This is a genomic window from Sulfitobacter pontiacus, from assembly GCF_040790665.1.
GTDB classification, from domain to species: domain Bacteria; phylum Pseudomonadota; class Alphaproteobacteria; order Rhodobacterales; family Rhodobacteraceae; genus Sulfitobacter; species Sulfitobacter pontiacus.
In genome coordinates, this window is the sequence record NZ_CP160851.1 from 66,472 (window position 1) to 86,105 (window position 19,634).

General features: G+C 57.5%; 20 protein-coding genes. 9 read left to right on the plus strand and 11 right to left on the minus strand.

Features of this window, described 5'->3' with window-relative positions; genetic code table 11:
* Position 1 precedes the first annotated feature (1 nt).
* Together AB1495_RS16635 and AB1495_RS16640 are read left to right on the plus strand one after the other, a co-directional pair.
* Complete coding sequence (locus AB1495_RS16635; protein ID WP_074636838.1) at positions 2-1,018, plus strand: imelysin family protein; 1,017 nt, start codon at positions 2-4, stop codon at positions 1,016-1,018.
* Between the two features lie 4 nt (positions 1,019-1,022).
* Positions 1,023-2,072, plus strand: coding sequence for a DUF1513 domain-containing protein (locus tag AB1495_RS16640; protein WP_074636839.1), 1,050 nt, complete (start codon positions 1,023-1,025; stop codon positions 2,070-2,072).
* Between the two features lie 301 nt (positions 2,073-2,373).
* Here AB1495_RS16640 and AB1495_RS16645 read toward each other — a convergent pair whose 3' ends face one another.
* A complete protein-coding gene (locus tag AB1495_RS16645) occupies positions 2,374-3,339 on the minus strand; it encodes a hypothetical protein (protein ID WP_074636841.1) in 966 nt (321 codons plus the stop codon).
* A 458-nt stretch (positions 3,340-3,797) separates the two neighbouring features.
* On the opposite strand from AB1495_RS16645, the gene AB1495_RS16650 reads away from it, so the two are divergent.
* Positions 3,798-7,064 carry an ATP-binding protein gene (locus AB1495_RS16650; protein ID WP_074636843.1) on the plus strand — a complete coding sequence of 1,089 codons (3,267 nt, stop codon included), beginning with the start codon at positions 3,798-3,800 and terminating at the stop codon, positions 7,062-7,064.
* A gap of 11 nt (positions 7,065-7,075) precedes the next feature.
* Here AB1495_RS16650 and AB1495_RS16655 read toward each other — a convergent pair whose 3' ends face one another.
* Positions 7,076-7,504: a flagellar motor protein gene (locus AB1495_RS16655; protein ID WP_037966624.1), complete on the minus strand. Its 429-nt coding sequence runs from the start codon at positions 7,502-7,504 to the stop codon at positions 7,076-7,078.
* 3 nt (positions 7,505-7,507) lie between these two features.
* Entirely contained in the window at positions 7,508-8,377 is an 870-nt protein-coding gene (gene motA, locus AB1495_RS16660; protein ID WP_005849072.1) for a flagellar motor stator protein MotA, read from the minus strand.
* A 159-nt stretch (positions 8,378-8,536) separates the two neighbouring features.
* Between motA and AB1495_RS16665 the strand changes: the two genes are divergently transcribed.
* Positions 8,537-9,088: a flagellar motor protein gene (locus AB1495_RS16665; RefSeq protein ID WP_074636844.1), complete on the plus strand. Its 552-nt coding sequence runs from the start codon at positions 8,537-8,539 to the stop codon at positions 9,086-9,088.
* Here the strand turns inward: AB1495_RS16665 and AB1495_RS16670 are convergent, their stop codons facing one another.
* The 3 genes from AB1495_RS16670 to AB1495_RS16680 all read right to left on the minus strand — a co-directional run bounded on the left by AB1495_RS16670 (position 9,089) and on the right by AB1495_RS16680 (position 11,311).
* Positions 9,089-10,273, minus strand: a complete 1,185-nt coding sequence (locus AB1495_RS16670; protein WP_037942066.1) for a flagellar motor protein MotB — start codon at positions 10,271-10,273, stop codon at positions 9,089-9,091. It abuts the gene before it with no gap.
* Positions 10,274-10,411: 138 nt separating this feature from the next.
* Positions 10,412-10,879 (minus strand): MucR family transcriptional regulator, encoded by a 468-nt coding sequence (locus tag AB1495_RS16675; RefSeq protein ID WP_005849067.1) that lies wholly within the window; start codon positions 10,877-10,879, stop codon positions 10,412-10,414.
* 189 nt (positions 10,880-11,068) lie between these two features.
* Entirely contained in the window at positions 11,069-11,311 is a 243-nt protein-coding gene (locus AB1495_RS16680; RefSeq protein WP_074636846.1) for a hypothetical protein, read from the minus strand.
* Positions 11,312-11,608: 297 nt separating this feature from the next.
* Between AB1495_RS16680 and AB1495_RS16685 the strand changes: the two genes are divergently transcribed.
* From AB1495_RS16685 to AB1495_RS16705, 5 genes are all read left to right on the plus strand, one after another.
* Complete coding sequence (locus AB1495_RS16685) at positions 11,609-12,289, plus strand: winged helix-turn-helix domain-containing protein (RefSeq protein ID WP_074636848.1); 681 nt, start codon at positions 11,609-11,611, stop codon at positions 12,287-12,289.
* Positions 12,290-12,641: 352 nt separating this feature from the next.
* Positions 12,642-13,097 (plus strand): hypothetical protein, encoded by a 456-nt coding sequence (locus AB1495_RS16690; protein ID WP_037966629.1) that lies wholly within the window; start codon positions 12,642-12,644, stop codon positions 13,095-13,097.
* A gap of 163 nt (positions 13,098-13,260) precedes the next feature.
* Positions 13,261-13,662: a flagellar biosynthesis regulator FlaF gene (gene flaF, locus AB1495_RS16695; protein WP_005849061.1), complete on the plus strand. Its 402-nt coding sequence runs from the start codon at positions 13,261-13,263 to the stop codon at positions 13,660-13,662.
* 5 nt (positions 13,663-13,667) lie between these two features.
* Entirely contained in the window at positions 13,668-14,087 is a 420-nt protein-coding gene (locus tag AB1495_RS16700) for a flagellar biosynthesis repressor FlbT (protein ID WP_005849060.1), read from the plus strand.
* A 9-nt stretch (positions 14,088-14,096) separates the two neighbouring features.
* The gene (locus AB1495_RS16705) at positions 14,097-14,921 is read left to right on the plus strand and encodes a DUF1217 domain-containing protein (protein ID WP_074636850.1); all 825 of its coding nucleotides are present in this window, start codon (positions 14,097-14,099) and stop codon (positions 14,919-14,921) included.
* Here AB1495_RS16705 and AB1495_RS16710 read toward each other — a convergent pair whose 3' ends face one another.
* From AB1495_RS16710 to fliF, 5 genes are all read right to left on the minus strand, one after another.
* Positions 14,922-15,953, minus strand: coding sequence for a flagellar motor switch protein FliG (locus tag AB1495_RS16710; RefSeq protein ID WP_009824334.1), 1,032 nt, complete (start codon positions 15,951-15,953; stop codon positions 14,922-14,924). It lies immediately after the preceding gene.
* Between the two features lie 90 nt (positions 15,954-16,043).
* Positions 16,044-16,868 carry a flagellar type III secretion system pore protein FliP gene (gene fliP / locus AB1495_RS16715; protein WP_074636852.1) on the minus strand — a complete coding sequence of 275 codons (825 nt, stop codon included), beginning with the start codon at positions 16,866-16,868 and terminating at the stop codon, positions 16,044-16,046.
* Positions 16,868-17,212 carry a flagellar motor switch protein FliN gene (gene fliN, locus AB1495_RS16720; RefSeq protein WP_074636854.1) on the minus strand — a complete coding sequence of 115 codons (345 nt, stop codon included), beginning with the start codon at positions 17,210-17,212 and terminating at the stop codon, positions 16,868-16,870. The genes fliP and fliN overlap by 1 nt, the downstream gene beginning before the upstream one ends.
* Positions 17,212-17,853, minus strand: a complete 642-nt coding sequence (locus tag AB1495_RS16725; protein ID WP_074636856.1) for a flagellar motor switch protein FliH — start codon at positions 17,851-17,853, stop codon at positions 17,212-17,214. The genes fliN and AB1495_RS16725 overlap by 1 nt, the downstream gene beginning before the upstream one ends.
* Entirely contained in the window at positions 17,850-19,544 is a 1,695-nt protein-coding gene (gene fliF / locus AB1495_RS16730) for a flagellar basal-body MS-ring/collar protein FliF (protein ID WP_074636858.1), read from the minus strand. The genes AB1495_RS16725 and fliF overlap by 4 nt, the downstream gene beginning before the upstream one ends.
* Positions 19,545-19,634 lie beyond the last annotated feature (90 nt).

The window sequence follows — 19,634 nt, forward strand, 5'->3', positions numbered from 1 at the left end:
TATGAAAAAACTGGTCCTGGCCCTTGGTCTTTTCTGCGCACCATTGGGTGCTGCGGCCGAGGTAGGCTCCGCCGTTTTGCGCGATGTGGTCGATCATCACATCCTGCCCCGCTATACCACACTGGCAGAGCGTACGGATGCACTGGCCAACGTTGCCCAACAGAATTGCGCTGCCGATGACGCCGCGTTGCGCAATGCCTACCATGATGCCTTTGACGCGTGGATCGCGGTGAGCCATCTGCGGTTTGGCCCGTCCGAGACCGACAACCGCGCCTTTGCGCTGGCCTTCTGGCCCGACAGCCGTGGGGCCACACCCAAAACGCTCGCGGGGCTGATCACGGATGCCGATCCCGTGGGCCGCGACCCGCAGGCCTATGCCGATGTTTCCATCGCGGGGCGCGGTTTTTATGCGCTCGAGTTCCTGCTGTATGACGATCAGATCAGCACGATGGGCGATGCTGGCTATCGCTGCGCTTTGGTGCAGACGGTAACTGCCGATATCGCCACGCAATCCCAAGCCATTCTGGACGGCTGGACCTCTGGCTATGCCGAGGCCCTTGCAACGCCCGCCGAAGGAGGCCCCTACCGCAGCACCGAGGAAGCGGCGCAAGAGCTTTTCAAGGCGCTGAACCTCGGGCTGGAGTTTACCGCCGACACCCGCATCGGACGCCCCATGGGCAGCTTTGACCGCCCGCGCCCCAATCGGGCAGAGACGCGGCGATCGGGGCGGTCTTTGCGCAATGTCGTGGTCGCGCTCACCTCTCTGCAGGATCTGGCGGAGCGGTTGGCGGCGGATGACGTGGCCGTGGTGGCCGCCTTTGACGACCGGTTTGACGAGGCGCTGGCAATCGCTGCCGACCTGGACGACCCTGTGTTCGCTGGAACGGCCAAGCCGCAATCCCGTCTGCGTGTAGAGGTGTTGCAGCAATCTGTTGCCGCGATCCGCGATGTGGCCCGCCAAGATCTGGGCCCGCATTTGGGCGTCGCTTCGGGCTTTAACGCATTGGACGGAGATTGACCCCATGACCAACCGCCGCCATTTCATTGCAGGGATGCTGGCATCAGGATTGGTGCCCGCCCCTACTTGGGCCGATGCGGGTGGGCCGGCCTATCTTGCCGCTGCCGGTCTGCGCGATGGCAGCTTTGTGCTCTGCGGCATTGACGCGGCGCTTGAGGTGGTGTTCGAAATCCCCCTGCCCGGTCGCGGCCACGCGGCGGCGGCGCATCCGTCCAAGCCGCAAGCTGTCGCCTTTGCACGGCGCCCCGGCAATTTCGCACTGGTGATCGACTGCATGTCGGGCCGGGTCAAGGCCACGCTGCACGCGCCCGAGAGGCGGCACTTCTACGGGCACGGAGCTTTTTCCGCCGACGGGAGCCTGCTTTACACGACCGAAAATGACTATGCCAACGGCATCGGGCGCATTGGTGTCTGGGACGTGGCGCTTGGCTATGTGCGCGTCGATGAATTTGCCAGCGGCGGAGTCGGCCCCCATGACATAAAACGTCTGCCCGGTGGCGACACGCTGGTCGTGGCGAACGGCGGGATTGATACGCATCCCGATTCAGGGCGCGCCAAGTTGAATATCCCCACCATGCGGCCCAACCTCACCTACATCAACGACCGTCGTATTCTAGAGCAGATAGAACTGCCCCATGACATGCACCGCAACTCGATCCGGCATCTGGCCGTAGGGTCCGACGGGCGTGTCGCTTTCGGGATGCAATGGCAAGGCGACGGCGATGCCCCCGCGCTTGTCGGGCTGCATCAGCAAGGAGAGACGCCGCTCTTGCTGGACGGTGCCGAAGATATGCACGGGTACATCGGCAGTATTGCTTTGTCGGACGACGGGTCCGAGATTGCCGTAACCTCGCCCCGTGCCGGTTTGGTGCAGGTATTTGACGCAGCAACCGCGTCATACACTCGCAGTATCGCGCTTACCGATGTCTGCGGTGTTGCCGCGGCACCGGAAGATTTTGTTGTGACCAGCGGTACCGGTATCGTTCAGCGCCTCTCTGGCAGGTTGAACCCGGAAAAACCGCTGATGTGGGATAATCACCTCGTCCGGCTTTAGGCCCCAGCGGGGCGGTTTGATGTCACCGGCTTACATCTTCGAAAACGCAAAAAGCCCCCGTGGCCGGCACCTTGGCCGGTCCACAGGGCAAAGTAGTAAGGGCCGGAGCAGGCCCGAAAATCGATTAAGCTGATGAACTCTAACCCGCGGAAATTCGCGCGTTGAGGGTTCACGAAAAAGGGAAAGCGCCGCATTCGATGCCCGTCTGCTGTTAAATCCTTTCAAATCATATCGGGTCGAACACGGTGCTTTCTCGGGCCCTGGCAGCGGCGAGGCATGCCGCCTTGACAGGGCAAACCAGTTAACTTTGACGCATACCTCCTTTCGTTGCCGGGCTTTTGCCCCACAAAAGGGCATCTATTGTTGTGGCTCCCATGTGGTCTGCCATCGCGCCGACCACCGTCTCGTTCACGCCGCTCAGGAAGTTCACAAGTTCCGTCAGCGTCAGCTCTTCGAGCAGCAGCTTGAGCGTGCCGGCACCGACATTGTGCAACAGCTCGTCCAGTTCTTCCGCCTCGAGCACATTCAACAGACGCGTCGCGGCAGGGGTGTCGAGGTTTGCAAGCAATACCGCAGCGCTGCCGACGCCAAAGGCGCGGTCGAATTCATCGGTGCCGAGGGCGGTCACAAAGGCGTCGATCTCGGCCGAGGTCGCGTTGTTCAGCGCGTCGGCCAGTTTGAAGGCTGTCTGCCCTTCGGCAGAGAAATCAAACACGGCGTCGATCAGATCTTCGGCCTGGGCAGCGACACCCACGAAGACCGCGCGGGCCCCGTTTTCCATCGTGATGATGACGTCACCGTCGCGCAAATCGCGGGAACCGGTCAGGCACATGGCAGCGCGCAGATCGGCGCGGGAAGAAAACTGACCCAGGAAGGTGATCGCATCGCCGCGGGCGACGTCAAAATTATTGACGACGATATGCGTGTCGGAGGGTACCACGATAAAGTCAGGCGTGGCGATGGTCATTGTCTCCTGGGTCAGGTCGGGTTGTGCAGCCTGGGGCGTGGCCCAGACATCTTGCACATGAGAGAAGCCAGCGTTGATCTGGATGGCCTGCGTCGGGTCCGCATCTGTCGGCATGACATAGCGGGCGCAGCGCATCCGGTCCGCCGCGAGTTTAAGCGCGGTGCTGTCGGCCGTGATGTCCAAGACGGAGTCGGTAGCGTTTCCCGAAACATGGATGCCAAGTACTGCACCCAAAACCGCCTCGCGCAGGGAGGAGTTGTTGGCGATCTGGGCCAGTTCTAGGAATGTTGCGTTTGCCATCGTCTTCACCTTGGATTTGTTGCAGCCTGTGTTTGGTGGCTGTTAAGATGAAATTAACGCTAAATCCCAAGGGCGTCGCGGGCCTAGGCGGGTAGTCCAAAACAGCTTGTGGCTATGGCGCTATCCCAAAGGATAGGTATCTGCTGCTGCACTGGCACTATTCACCCTGCCCTGCAGGCAGAAACGGAGTTTACCATTGCCAAAAAAGCCCGCCCCGCCTAGCCTTTTCGCAACTGCAAAAAGCGCCCGATCAACGAGGCGCAGCAAAAAACGCAGTGAGAGCAGTAGTGAAAGGACAGCACCAGACGACATCCAAGTTGCCATGCTCCGCAGCATATGCCGCGGGGGCGCAATGGAATCGATCGCTTTGGATGCTTTTACAAGTGGTTTGACGTTGTGATGTTTGATAGCAGGAGGCGGGCTTTGACTATGCTTTCCGGTGTCCGCAAAGCGACGAGATGAACCAGAAAGAGAATATGGCGGGCGCTAAAATCGTGAAACAGGGATGGGGCAAGCTGCGTCGAACGCTTTTGGGTGCCGCTATCGCCCTGATCGGTGCACTGCAACCGGCGGCTGGTCAGCAGGCCGACACGATGGATGCGCCCCGTGACATCACCATCGGTATTCTCGCCTCCGAAGGGATCACCCGCGCGCTGGACAGCTGGTTGCCAATGGCCGCCGCGCTGAACACCGCCGCACAGGGCGCAGAACTGAACTACCGTTTCAAGATCGCGCCTTACACCGACGCCACAATGATCAATAAAATCTCGCAAGGCGCGCTGGATTTCTTCCTTGTCGATCCCGCGGCCTTTGTCGTGGCAGAGGTCGAAAGCAACGCCCGCCCGCTGCTCTCTGTCGCCCAGATGTGGGAGGGACAGGTCTATGATAAAACCAGCGTCGTCGTCTTCACCACCGCTAACAGCGATATTCGCGCCATCCCGGATATCGCGGGTCGCAGCATCATGGGGGTGTCGGCCGATGAAATGACCGGCTGGAAGCTCGCGCTGCAAGAGTTTCGCAAGTACCGGCTGGATATCGACGATATCGCGTCCCGCGCGCTGTTCTCGGGCGGGAACCAACGCGAGGTCGTCTATGCCGTGCAAGCCGGTCTGGTGGATGTCGGCGTCGTGCGCGCCGGTGTGCTCGAAGCGCTGGCCCGCGACGGCGTGATCGATATGAACGATTTCCGCCCCGTGTCCCCTGTCGATCATCCAGGCTATCCATTCTGGGCCAGTACCATGTTGTACCCCGATTGGGTGCTGGGGACGATCCCCGGCGTGCCGCAGGCGGCGTTAACCATTCTTGTCGACACCCTGTTGGGCCAAGATACCGGCAGCCCCGAGGCGATTGCCGCCGGTGGCACCGTCTGGCTGCCCCCGCAAAATTATCAATCGGTGCACGAGCTGCTGATCTCTTTGCGCGCACGCCCCTACGAGAATTACCTGCAGCGTTCCGCCTTGCGCATTGCATCAACCTACAAGTGGCTGGTGTTGGGCACATTGCTGCTGATCGTGTTTTCGCTGTTGTTCCTGATTTTCCAACTGCGCGAAAACGCGCGACAGGCCCATGCCCGCAAGGATGTGCTGAAGTCGGAGGTTCGGTCCAAGCAATTTTATCGCAACGCGGTAGAGGCCCATACCGTGTTCTGCATGCTGAACCAGAACGGCGCGATCACCCATGTGAACGACCAGTTTGTCCAGGCCAGCGGCCGGTCCCGCGAGGCGCTGATCAGCACGCCGTTGGTTGATGTCATGGATGCCGGCAATCGCGGTGTGCTGACGGGCGATGTCTTGCCCGCCATGATGTCGGGCACCCCGTGGAAAGGCACCATCGTTCTGCATAAAACCGACGGCAAGGCGGTCTGGCTGCAATGTAGCTTTATTCCGATCACCGACGGCGAAAAACAGCTGCGCGAGATCGCGATTGTCGCTTCGGATATGACCAAGACCCGCGAAGGCGTGTCAGAGGCGCGGTTCAACAACACGTTGGAACTGTTGCAGGACCATGTTGTTGTCTTCCAGCCGCAAACCTATGCGGTGATGTATGCCAATGCATCGGTCGCACGACACCTGATGCGACATGATGAAAGCGACGACTGGCGCGGCAAGAGCCTGTCCGACCTGATTGGCAAACGGGATTATGACAGTCTGCGCGAACGCTGCGCCGGCCTTATCAAAGGGCCAGAGCGGCGCGTCACCTGGGAGGTCGAGGCGAAATCAGGCATCACCTACGACATCAGCCTTGAATATGTCTGCCCCGCCCAGGACGAACCGCGCTTCATCGCGATCTACCGCGATGTGTCGCAGCGCAAGGTGGCCGAAAAAGCAAAGACCGAATTCCTGTCCACCGTCAGCCATGAATTGCGCACGCCGCTGACCTCTATCAAAGGGGCCTTGGGGCTTGTGCTGTCAGGTGCCACGGGGCAGTTGCCTGACAAGATGAAGGGGCTCATCACCATCGCCGCCTCAAGCTGTGACCGGCTGATCCTGCTGATCAACAGTATTCTGGATATGGAGAAAATCGAAACCGGCACGCTTGATTTCCGGATGAAGACGCTGAACCTGTCCGAGACGCTGAATACGGCACTGGTGCCGAACCAGCTTTATGCCGAACGCGCAGGCGTATCGTTGCGCCGTGTCGATACCCCCGATGACGATGTAATGCTGACCTATGGCGACTCCAAACGCTTGGTGCAGGTGCTGGATAACCTCTTGTCCAACGCGGTGAAGTTTTCGGAACACGGCGGGGAGATCCTGATTGCACTGCACGCGGTCGGGGATCAGCTGCGCATTTCGATCCGCGACTTCGGCACCGGCATTCAGGCTGCCGCGCAGGCGTCGGTGTTTGAAAAGTTCACCCAAGGCGACAGTTCTGACAGCCGGTCCAAAGGGGGCACGGGGCTGGGGCTGACCATCGCCAAAGTCATCATCGATCACCATCAGGGACAGATCACGTTCTTCAGCCGCGAAGACGTGGGGACAGAAATTATCATCTCCCTCCCCCGCCTCGCGCAAGAGGACGCGCCAGCACCCGACACGCCGGTGCAAGTCGCCCCGCCAACGGCCTTTTCTGCCGCATTGGAACAACAGGCCCGCAAGACGCCGTCTGTCATCAAAAAGACCGCCGCGGAACATCTGGTGCAACAGATCACACGCGCGGGATACGGACCGGAGTTCGAGCTTGGCAAAGCCGACGTCGGACGTCTGGCCGCAGGTGTCGAAATCGTCGGCGCGCCGTTGCTGAATAAATGGATCACCCAGAACGAACGCGACACGCTCTCGCAGTTGATCGGCGCGGGCGCGATTGCGGATGCGGCGGTCTGTGTGATCGAAGCCGCCTCGGACACAGATCACAGCGCGGCGGCCAGCGCATCCACCGCTGTGGCTCAGTTGCGGGCATGGTTCGCCACCTGTGCCGAACCCATCGGCAATCCCGCGCAACCGCTGACCATCGCGGCGGTCGATCACCCGGATGTTGCCAGCTGGCTTGAAACCGAAAGCATCGTGACCTTTGACGATACTGTGGATCTCGCGAAATCAGTCGCGACGTCGCAGGCGGATGTCGTGCTGACCTTTGCCATCAACGATGGGTCGGCCAGCGTCATGGCGGTGCCAACCTCGCAAGGTTTGATGCCCTCGGGCTGGCCGGTCTGCGTGCTTGTCATCCGGAATGTAGAGAATAAGAATTCGCTGGGTGTGGTGTCAAAATTCAGCAGCGGGCGTTAAGGTAAAAAGCGTTACCGGCGCTGCAATGCGAACAGCGCGCGCGACGCGTCGTCTAGTGCGGCCTGTTCTGCCCTGTCGGCATCGGCTTTCGCCTCGGCTTGCGCTTTCGACAGCACCGTTTGCGTGGTCTTAAGCGCGCGGAACTGCGCGAAAAGCGCATCCTCTAGCGTGTCGATCTGCCCTGACAGCGCATCCCCCTCCGCCGCCAAGCCACGTTGTTGCCGGTCAACCGAGGATAGGTAGGCGGGCAAATAGGCCTGTGTTTCCAAGGTGCTACCCGTCTGTTCAGCAATCGCCCGCTGGGTCAGCGCCGCACTTTGTTCCGTCAGCGATGTTTGCTGTGCCCGCAAGCCCGAAAGCTGTGCCCCGATCGCATCCAGCTCGTGTTGCCGGATGGTGTTGATCAGCTTGAGCGCAGCGATCTGACGGCGTCCGGCCATGGGTTATGCGGCCTCTGGCATCTGCTTGCGAGCCTCTTCCATCTCGTAAAAGCTGGGCTGCAGGCTGGTCGGAATGTTACCGCGCCCGATCTCGGTGCAGATCGCGGGCGAATGGCCATGCAGGATCGCGATAAAGATGTCGCGGATCACGGCGTAGTAAATGCCGTCCTGCTCTTCGATGGCTTGCAGACGGTTGGCGACCGGAGAAACGAAAAGATAGGCAAGGAAAACCCCAAGGAATGTCCCGACCAACGCGCCGCCGATCATCGCCCCCAGAACCGCAGGCGGCTTGTCGATCGACGACATCGTCTTGATCACGCCTAAAACCGCCGCAACAATCCCGATGGCGGGTAGCGCGTCGGAGACGGTGGTCAGCCCGTGGGGGGCCACCAACGCTTCGTGGTGGTGCTTTTTCAGCTTGCGGTTAATGACATCTTCCGCCTGATACGGATCATCGAACTGCATCGCCAGCATACGGAAACTATCGGTGATCAGATCAATGGCAAAGTGGTCTTTCTGCAGCTTGGGGTACTGCGAAAAGATCGAACTTTCTTGCGGGTTTTCAATATGTTCATCCAGCGCGAGCATGCCATTTTGCTGGTACTTGCGGGCCAACGTATACATGAGGTTCAGCAGGTCCACATAGTCGCCCGAATTCCACTTGGGCCCCTTGAATGCCTTAACCAGCGCGCGCCCTGCCCCCGCGATATTGGCAAAGGAATTCGCCGCAATAAACGAGCCAAGCGCGGCACCGCCGATCATCATACCTTCGAACGGTAGCGCATGGGTAATGATGCCCATGTCCCCGCCAGAGAGCATATACCCCCCAAAGACCATGCCCATCACGACCACGAAGCCCAGAATAATCGTCATTTGTTTTCCACTTGCAAGTTTCCAAGCACTTTAGGCATTTTCATTGAAATCTCAAGAACAGTTCATGTTCCTCCAAGTTTAAAAATTTGTCGCTCAAGACCAATTGCTATCTTTTCATGGTGTGACTAAAGTAAACTTCAGAATAAGCTGGAGAGTGCCGTGATCTCGGATGTTGAAACCACAATGATTGTCCTGATTGATGCGGACGATGTGAAATTCGCATTCTCGGGCTGGCCGGATCACATTTGCCTCGCGGCGTGCCTGTCCAGCTTTGGGACCTGCAGCATGATCGTGTTTCGCCGCGATGAACGCCACTTGATGCCGGATCGTTTGGTCAAGCTGCTGAAGCTGCGCCGCGAAAACACCTGCTTTATCCCCGAGGTCGACGGCTTCAAGACCAAGCAATTCCTATATTCCGACGAACGCCGGTTGATGGCGCTGGTCGCATCGGACCCGGTGGTGCTGGAAGAAGCGGTTGATTACGCCGTGAACTACAACTACGCGCTGGAAGAAGGGCTGGACCCCGCCAAGATGCTCGGCCTGGATATTCCCACTGCCGACCCCGTGGTCGCTGCACCGCGCGGCACGATGGTAAATGAAGAAGCAAACCCCATGCTGCCAGAGTTCCTGCGCCGCTCGGTCGAACGATCCCGCCGGCCGATCTTTGCCAGCCGACGGGTCCCCACCTTGGGCGAGTTGATCAGAGCCTGATCACCGCAGCGCGTTGCGCAGGTTCAAGAATACATCATCCTTCAAAGGTGCCGCCACAGGCTCGACATTCTGTGCGACCCGTTGCACCTCGCCACTGTTCTGTGGTGCTACGGGCGCAGGGATCGACGCCTTATATAGCTTCTCGCCGGTCTCGGCTGGCGGTGTCGCCGCATCAATCTGCGTCGGGGCTACGTCATCGCCGGCATAGTCCTCGACCTTCTGATATTGAACCGACACCGTGATCCGACGGTTAGACGCGTCGGTCGGATTTTCGGGCACCAGCGGCGCGGTATCGGCAAGGCCCGACACGCGGATGATACGATCACGTGCAACGCCCGAGGCTTCGAAAACACGGCGCGTGGCGTTGGCACGGTCCGAGGACAGATCCCAGTTGTCGTACTTCTGGCTATTGGCAAAGCGGACAGCATCGGTGTGCCCTGACAGCGTGATTTTATTCGGCAGGCGTGCCAAAGACTTACCCAAATTCGCGAGCAGCTGATCTGTGGCACCCTGCATTTCGGCGCGGCCACTATAGAACATCGGTTGCCCTTCCTGATCGATGATCTGGATCTGCAAGCCTTCGGGTGTTTGCTGGAAAATCAGGTTCTTCTTCAGCGGATCAAGGTCGGGATTCTCCTGCATCGCCTGCAAGATATCCTGCTCCAGCTTTTTGAACTTTTCATTGTCCAATGCGTGCACATTATCAATGGTCGCATCGCCAGCCGATTTTGACCCATCGGATGCGGTTTGCGACGCGCTGGCAACATTGGCCGCGGCGGGGTTTTCATGGGCACCGTCTTCGGAGCCGATCTGCGTCTCATCTGGCACCGACGTCGCGGTTTCGTCGCGGATTTCCCACTTGGCCGAGGCCGGATCGTCGATTTTCCCAAGCTCGCTGCCACGGGCCACAATCGCCCCATTCGAGGCGGTCAATGTACCGGGTGGCCCCAAGGTAGCACCGTCCAATACACCACTGCCGCCGGGCAGGGTCGCATTGGTAAAGTATTCGGCAATCCCGCGTAGCTTTTGCTCGTCCGCGCTCGAGAGAATCCACATCAGCAGAAAGAACGCCATCATCGCGGTCATGAAATCAGCATAGGCGACCTTCCAGCCGCCACCGTGATGTCCACCGCCTTCGATAACTTCTACTTTTTTAAATACGCGCGGCTGTGTCGTCGCTGCCATATGTCCTGCCTCTATTCTCGCGACCACGGGGGCCGGTTCGGCAGACGTGCTTCTGCACCGACTGCCTCAGAGACATGTATCGAGGGGGATTAGGTGCTCCGCAGGACAAAACGGTGGCAAAGGAAAGGCATTTGAACTTTACAGCTGCGACCCAAGATTTGCCTGCACCGCCTCGTCGCGGGCATACCGACCAAGGCCCGCTTTCTTTGCATAATCCGCTTTGCGCAAAGAATAGTTCGGTGCGACGAGGGGATGATCATCATCAAGATTGAACTTGATCCGGTATTCGCTCTCGCTCAACCCGTGCTCTGCGCGCAGGTGACGCTTGAGCATGGTAAAGGATCGGCCGCAGCACAGGCAGGTGACGGAATCATCCGTAAACGACTCGGCAACCGGCACCGCGGGAATGGCGGTTTCAGTCGTAAACTGCGCTGCTACCTTGCTGATTTCGGCCTTGGCGGCTGCGGGCTGGAGCCCGGCGAGTGCGGCGGGAAGCGCCTGCGACAACGCCAGAATGTCTTGCACGGTTGCGGATTCACGGCCAGCGAATGCGGTAATCACGCGAATTGCGGCCTCGGAAACGGGGGGATCTGTAAACTCTGTCACTTTCGTATGCGCCTTTACTACGTCGGTGCGGGATGAAGCCTCGTGAACAAATCTTGGAAACTCTACTAGAATACCAGGATTGTCCGCCAACCTCACAAAAATTGTCAATGTCTCTTAAGTATAGATTGGCCCGCCGCAAGGAATGGCGAAAGGACAACAACTTATGAACTCAAGATAAACTGCGGTGGATTAATTCAACCGGTGGCGGGCGGGATGCAAGCTCGGCAGGTCAGATGTGGCAAAACCTTGCCGTTTCTGACCACTCTCAGCGACTGCGGACAGAACACCCGACTTGGCCACAATTTCTGCCGCGTGAAGGATCACCGCGCGCATGTTTTCATCCTGCACCGCCTCGTCGCGCAAATGGACCAGCCGTTTGGCCGCCGCGAGCGCACGCCGTTTTGGCGCAACAATTTCAAGTATGTCTGCCATTTTCTAGCGCCTATTCTTGAGGTTCTCTCAGACGCGTTCTGCAGTCTGCAAGGATATACATAGCGTGGAAGGTTAAAGAATAGTGAACGTATGGCTTTTTCATGACAAACAGGCCCAATTATTGCCGCATAACTCTGACTTTGATTTCGCCCACGGGTTCGTGCAACAAAGGGATAATCCAATTCATCGCTCCCTTTCCTAGTATATGGCCGTTTTCATCGTGTCCTTTCCGCGTCTCGCCGCAATGCTATCCTTTTCCGAACATCCATCGGTCAACCCATTAGGGCAGCGCGATAAATGACCAAGATCCTACTCGTCTCTACGTCACCTTCGGTGCGCAACGCCCTGAACTATTTATTTACGGTTATCCTAAAATTTGACTTTGAATGTATAGACTTTGACGCCTGCGAACATTGGCTACACAACAGCGAAAGCGTTAACGCCATTTTCGTCGATATGACCGAAGCGAACAGCAACCCGGCCCCGTTGATCAGCACGCTCACCACCCACGCGCAGGCCGGAGTCGTGCTCGCGATACAAGAGCTGAAAGGGGTATGGGGTGCCGATGCGTTTGAAGCGGGTGCGATCGATGTCCTCACATGGCCCTGCAATCTGCGCGAGCTGTCTTTACGACTGAACCGACGCCTACCAACCCCTACGCCGTCAGTTGAACAACCTCACGATGTGAGCTGGGATGTCGAAGCGTATATCGCTCTGCGCGCCGGATTAACGACGGCGGAAGCTCAGATCATGCGGGTATTATTCGCGCAGGACGGGCAAATCGTGACCCGCGATGCGCTTAGTCTCGCCGTAGAATCTCGGCCGTGGCGATATGGTGATCGGAAATTTGATGTCCATGTCGCGAAAATCCGTAAGAAATTTGCGGACACATTCGATGAACGTATTTCCGTCGAAACGGTACGGTCCAGTGGCTACATGCTGCGCACGGGCGGGCTGAATGCATTCGATCCGACGTAACGGGGCCTGTACCTGCATCGTGAGAGAATCGCACCTTTCCGCACTCACACTTACCGCACATTCTCAACACATTTATTGTAAATTCGCATACAGGTGAACATGCAGCCATATTTTGCCCCGCCCACCAATACTTGTGCTGTGGATAACATTTCGCCCCATATTTGGTTCCCAAAAATATGGGTGATCGGGGGAATTTTGCCGAAATTACCGCAAGTGTCAGCGCAAAACCGCTGCGCTGATCGTTGTTGAAATTCAAGATCCGCTTGCGAAGTTTAACAAATCCGGAATTCAAAAAACCGTGTTGGGAAGATACCTTGGGGTTGCACACGCGACACTTGGGGAAGTTTTAACTATGCGTTCTGATTTGATGGGGCACATCTGGGGCGGTCGGCTGGAATTTTGCGCCGATCCTTGCAACACGCCCTTGGGCCGCATCCTGTCGTCACTGCTGGCGTCGCCGATCACCCGTTTCACCGTCGCCGTAGAGGACGTTGATCTGACCCCCTTCGCAATCTACGCCGGAGAAGAGATCATTTCCGGCGCTTCCTTGGCCGATGTTCTAGATCAGGAGTTTGGCCTTGATCTGGAAGATGACGCCATCGTTTTGATCGAACCCTGCGCACAACTAGCCTTGGCACCTGCGTGCCCCGTTCAACTTGGCCACCACATCGGCCATATCATCGTTTCCCTCGCCCAGTCCGAGCGTGACGGCACCGCCCCTGACGGCTTGCTTTCCGCTGATAATATCGCCCACAGCTTTCACCGTGAAATGCTGCGTGCGGTCACTCCGGGCCAGCACATTCATTAACACTGCGGCCCCCCGAAAACCCCGCCACAGTGTGACATGCAAAGCATGATTTAAAAACAAGTGCTGAAAATTATCCTTGCTTTCAAGAAATTAAGGATTTTTTAATTCTCCCTTAACTCTGCCACCCTATAGTTGAACCGAGGCAGAATAAAAAGGCAGTGAAATGAGTGTAACCGCGTATAAGCGGACCATCTCGCACACCGAAGATCCGCGCCAGATTGAGCGTCGGATTTTGGCGAGCGTGACATCCAAACTTGAAAACAAATTCGAAGCATTTGACGGTGCTGCGGAAAAATCTCAAAAGCTTCAGATGCTTGCAGATGGCCTGCGCGATACCCTGTGGGAGAACCAGCGCGTTTGGCTCACGTTCAAGGCCGATTTGGCCGAGAAGGATAACGGGCTGACGGCCGATTTGCGCGCTGCACTGATATCGCTGGCTCTTTGGGTGGAAAACCACACCAAAGCGGTCCTGTCCGGGTCTAAAAATGTGAAGCCTTTGATTGATATTAACCGCAGTATTATCGACGGTCTGAGCGGACGGGCTGCAAAAGTCGCGGCGGAGTAAGCTTTATGGCGCTGCGATTAACCCTGAAACCGAACGAGCGGATCCTGATTAACGGCTGTGTCGTGCGCAACGCCGATCGCCGTCAGATGATTGTGATCGAGAATCAGGCTGACATCGTGCGTGAAGCCGATCTGTTAAAAGAGGATGAAGAGCGCACCCCTGTAAAAGAGGTCTATTTCTTCATCCAGACCGCCTTGCTTGAGCCATCGACCCGTAAAAAATTGGTGTCGATCATCCAAAAGAAACTAGGCGCGCTTGCGCCGGTTTTCCACGACGAGATGGCCAGCCACATCTTTGAAGCCGCGGCTCACGTGTCTTCTGCTGACTTCTACAAAGCGATGCGCACATTGCGCCCCCTGATCGAATATGAAGAAAAATTGTTCAAAATGATCCGGGAAAAGAACACAGCCACGGCGGCGGAATAGGGTAAACCTATGATCAGCATTTCAGGTTTAGGCAGTTCCACCGCGCTCAAGCTGATTGACGCAACGCGGGACAAACAACTTGATCTGATGCGTGATTCTGCCGCCAACAAACGCGCGGAAGAAGCGTTTCGCGACAGAATCGGCGACATCTCCAGCCCGGAAGAGCTGATCGCGGATTTCGAAGTCTACAGTTTTGTGATGCGGGCCTTTGACCTGGAAGACCAGATTTTCGGCAAAGGGCTGATCCGCAAAATGCTGGAATCCGATCCGGTCGAACCTTCATCCCTGCTGAACCGACTGACCGACAGCCGCTTCCGCGAAATGCATCTGGCCCTTGGCTTCACGACTGAGGCAGGTCCGCAAACCCCTGATTTGACGGACCCGGATTTCCTGAATGATGTGACGACACGCTTCTATAATCGGCAGTACATTAACGAAAATGACGCCCAGAACGAGACCGTGGGCACGGTGTTAGAATTTCGTGACAAGTTTAGCGGTATTAATAACTGGTTCGACGTACTGGCCAGCGAGAAGCTAACCAATTTCTTCCAGGTCGCCTTGTCACTCCCCGAACAGATGTCTGCCCTTGATCTCGACAAACAAAAGGCGCTTCTCGCTGATAAATTCGACCTCGAAAAACTGGCGGATCCGGCGGAACGTGAGAAGCTGATCGCGCGCTACGTCGCCATTTCAGATGCAGTTAACCCACAGGGATTTCAGGCGAATTCGATCGCACTTGATCTGCTGCAATCCTACAATCTGGGCGGCCAGTTCGTGCCGATCACAATCGATGTGACGGCTGTCACATTCTCTGCATCGCGCCTGTATCGCTGATCAGCTCGGCATATCCGACATCATGTCGTCGTCATTTTCGGGCAAGGACACCTCCCCTTCCGACATCAAACGCAATGCGGCTTCGACCAACTGAGCCTGCGCGCCTTTAACATCTTTGGACCGGACAGGGCCCATTGAAGACATTTCATCCTGCAGCATTCCGCGTGATCGCGAAGGCAGGGACGCCAGGAAATGTTCACGCACTTCCTTCTTGGCACCACGCAGCGCCATCGGCAGGGTATTCCCGCTCACTTCGCGCATGATTTTACCCAACATCATTTCGTTGAATTTAACCAAATCATCGAAAACAAACATTTTTTGCTTGATCGACAAGAGCTTATCGGGCTGGCGCTCTTCCAGGTTGCGGGTGAGATTAACCAACATATCTTCGTCGAGTTTGTTGAAAATCGACACCAACTGGCTCTCGATCCGGGCTTCAGCGCTGTTTCCGGCCTTGGCGAGCACATCTTCACGCAATGTGTTTTCGATATTCTGAATCGTATCGATCGGCAGCTTGTCCATGCCCATGATGCGCTCAATCAGATCGGCGGCTCGTTCGGCCCCCAACAGCGGCAATACCTTCGCTGCGACGTCAGGCCGGATTCGCGTCAGGATGACAGCGATCGTTTGGTTGTGTTCCTTCTGGAGAAAGGCGACCAACTCCTTCTCGTCCAGATCCGACAGGTCTTTCCAAACGTTATCGATCTTTTTGCCGTCAATTTCCTGCAAAATTTCAGCAACACGATCTTCGGGGAGGAATTCTTTCAGCAATCCGCGTGCGGCATCAATCGAGCCGACCACACTGCCGCTGTGATTCACTTTTTCATCAAATTCCGCGATGATTTCTTCAACGATACCGGCGTCGACTTCGCCCATCGTCGAGATAGCGGTGGTGATCTGGCGAATCTCATCAACATCAAGCTGCTGCATGATCGCGCCGCCCCTCTCCTCACCCAAACACAGGAAAAGGATCGCCGATTTCTGCGCGCCGGACATGTGGCGATGTTTGCGAAGGGGTACAAACTGGTTCATGAGATCGTCGATTCCCGCAGGCTTGATATTACCGCACAAGGATAGCCGAAACTATTCTTGTTTGACATGGCTATTTATGACCGCGGCGGTTTATCCGGACACGTAGGATTGAATCAGCGACCCAGCCAGCATGTACCACCCATCGATCAGTACGAAAAAGATGACCTTGAAGGGCAGCGAAACCAACACGGGCGGCAGCATCATCATGCCTGCGCTCATCAAAACCGATGCCACGATCAGGTCGATCGCGATGAATGGAAGGTAAATCAGAAAGCCGATGGTAAACGCGCGACGCAGCTCCGAAATCATGAAGGAGGGCACCAGCACCCGCCAGCTTGGCAGCGCAGCAGGCCCATCCGAGGGCGGTGACGCTTCATCCGCAATATCGGTGAAAAGCTGGAGATCCTTGTCGCGCGTATTAACCAACATGAAGTTGTAAAACGGCTCGGATATATTGCGCACGGCTTGCTCTTCGATGATGGCGTTTTCCATCAAAGGGACCAGCCCGCCCTCCCACGCATCCTCGAACACCGGCTGCATCACAAAGAAGGTCATGAACAGCGCCATAGCGTTCAACACGATGTTCGGTGGCGTTTGGTTCAGCCCAAGCGCAAGCCGTAACATCGAGAAAACAATGACAAATCTGGTGAAGCTCGTGACCATCACCAAAAGCCCCGGTGCCACGCTCAGGACCGAAATGATCGCGAACAGCTGGATCAGACGGCCCGACAGGCTGGCCCCCTCGTCCGTGCCCGGCGTCACGTCACCGAAAGCCGAAGAGAGGTCCCGCACCATGCTGCCAAGGTCTGCCTCTTGCGCCCATCCAGTCGATGCGGACGCGACGACACCGGCCAAAACCAAGGCCAGACCACACATCATGCGCGGTGCAAACAGGGGCAGCAAACGGGGGGACATCAGATTTCTGAAACGAAGTCTTTGACGATCTCACGCAGCGCAACACCAAGGGAATCCCCCTGCACGCGCACCAGATCACCGCGCGCGACCATGCGATCGTTAATCATGATGTCGACGGGTTCACCCACGCGGCGGTCAAGCTCGATCACCGACCCTTTGGTCAGGTTCAGCAACTCCGAGATCGGCATACGGCTGCGCCCCAGAACGACACGGACGTCCAGTTTGACCCCAAAGATCGCATCGAGGCTTTTGCCATCCAGACCCGCCGGCGCTTTGGTTTCTGCATCCTGAGCGGTGCTGTCGGTCAGGTCTGCTTGGGTTTTATCCTGGTCATTATGTAGCATTATTCAGCAATCCTTGTGGTTGCGGTCAGTTCAACGGCGGCGGTTTGCAAGGCGCTGCGCACGGCCGTGGTTGCCTTTTCAAGATCGTATTCCAGCTTCCCGCCCTGCCAGACGACCCGCGCCGCACCACGGGGCAGATCGCTATCCGCGACAATCTTGATCGACGCGGCGTCTGTTGATGCAGGTAGCCAAACCGGCGGCTCGGCCTGCAGCCGTGCGGCGACTTCGGGGGAGGCGGTGATGGACAGAACCGGTGTACTGCGGCTTAGGGCGACGCTTTCACGGATGCGACCAATGGCCAGATCGACGCCGTAGTTTTGCAGCAACTCTGGTACAAGCCGGTCGCCGATGCCGAGGAAGAGTTCCACGATATCAGTCTCTGTTGCGCGGCATTGTCTCGTATCTTGCACGATCAGCGCGTCAAGCTGCGCACGGATTTCAGCGCTCTCCGCCTCTAGTCGTGCATCCTCTTGCGCGTCAAACTCCGCTTTTGCATCTTGCTGCCCGACGGCGCGCCCGGCATCAAAGCCCTGCTTGCGCGCTTCGGCGAGACGCAGGTTCAGCTCTTCCTCGTCGATTGTAGTGACGGGCGCTGCGGGCGCATTGTCGCTGTCGAAATTTCGGGCGAAAAGATCGATCATGCGCCCGCCTCGGCAGGAAGCCACGACCGGATCACGCGCAGAACCTCTTGGGGTTTCTCATCTGCAAGCTGTTGGATCGTCTCGATCTTTTTCTTGTGGAGATTCCCGCGAATGCCTTCCTTGCGCACGTATTCAGCCACTTCCGCAGCTTCGATATCATCATCCGTGACAGTCAGCGGGTCGTCATCCTCGGCAATATCCGCGACGGCTGGCGTGGTGCCGGGCAGCTTGGGGCGCTGGCCTTCCGCTGTCAGTGCGGCGGGTTCGGCGGCCTTTTCTGCGGTCAGGGCGGGATCTTCGTAGCTGTTGAGCTGATCCCCTTCGCTGAACTTGCGCAGCATGGGCCGCACGCCAAAGACAAGGATCAGACCGACAACCAGCAGGGCCAAAACACCGCGCACAATAGACACGACATTCTCGGTCAGCTCATCCCCGATAGATTTGTCGATCGGATCGCCAAGATCCATTGAATAATCCATGAACCGCATACTATCGACAGAGACACTATCCCCACGTGTAGTGTCGAATCCGACGGCAGTTTTGACCAGTTCCCCAAGCCGCGCGAGCTCTTCCGGCGTGCGTTCAGCGTAGATCACATCTGACCCGTCAACGTTGTAGATCCCGTTCACCAGAACCGCGACCGACATGCGCCGCACGTCGCCGGCTTCGCGCACGATCTCGCGGCGCGTGTTGCCGATCTCATATTGCACGATCTCGTCAGCCTCTGACCGGCGGGTCGAGGTCCCTGCCCCATTGCCATCGGCCAAAGCGGCAGGGATGTTGTTTTCCACACCGACGTTGCCAGCCTCTTTCGTGCCGGTCTGGTCTTCGGACTTCGTCTCGGTCGACCGCACGACCTGCTGGTCGGGGTCGTATGTCTGCTCGACAATGACTTCGCGCTGCGTGGTCAATTCGACGTTCACATGAACGCGCGCGTTCCCCGCGCCGACCCGCGCTGTCAGGATGTTCTGGATCTCTTGCGACAGGCGGTCTTCAATGCCTGCTTTGGCGGATTGGACGCCGCCTTGGCTGCTGCCGTCCGGCCCTTCCGCCAGGATCGTCTCGCCACTGGCCGACAGAACGGTGACGCGCGAAATATCCAGATCAGCAACGGCAGAGGCGACCAAATTGCTGACCGCCACGGCCTGCTTTCGGGTCACCGCACGGCCGGATTCGGGGCGCAGGATGATAGAGGCACGCGGCGCTGGCGCATCGCGGGAGAAAGGCTCGCGGTCTGGCAGCACCAGATGAACCCGCGCAGACGAGATCCCGTCAAGCGTCTGGATGGAGCGGGCGAGCTCCCCCTCCATCGCGCGCATCTTATTGATCTTCTGCAGGAAGGAGTTCATCGCCAGCCCGCTGCTTTCGTCGAACAGCTCCCATCCCGGATCTCCATCGATGGGCATGCCGGTCTCTGCCAAAACCATACGCGCCCGCACCGCGTCCCCGCGGGGAACCGAGATGCTGGTGCCGTCTTCAGAGACCATCGCGTTGAAGCCGGCGTTTGCCAGCGTCGCCTCGATCGAATTTGCGGAGGTGATCGACAGATTCGAATAGAGCGGCGCGTAGTCCGGACGGGTCACGGCACCAATGCCGAGAATCATCAACAGCACCACACCAACACCCGCCCCACCAAGCATCACGAGCTTGTTTTTACCGAGCGACTTGAGATTGTCGATTAATCCTTGCATGGGGCCCCTCAGCATCGATTTGTTGTGAATATATTGATCAATTCATGCCTCAAGGCAAGTATTAAACAATTTTTAACCTTGTGTTTTTGA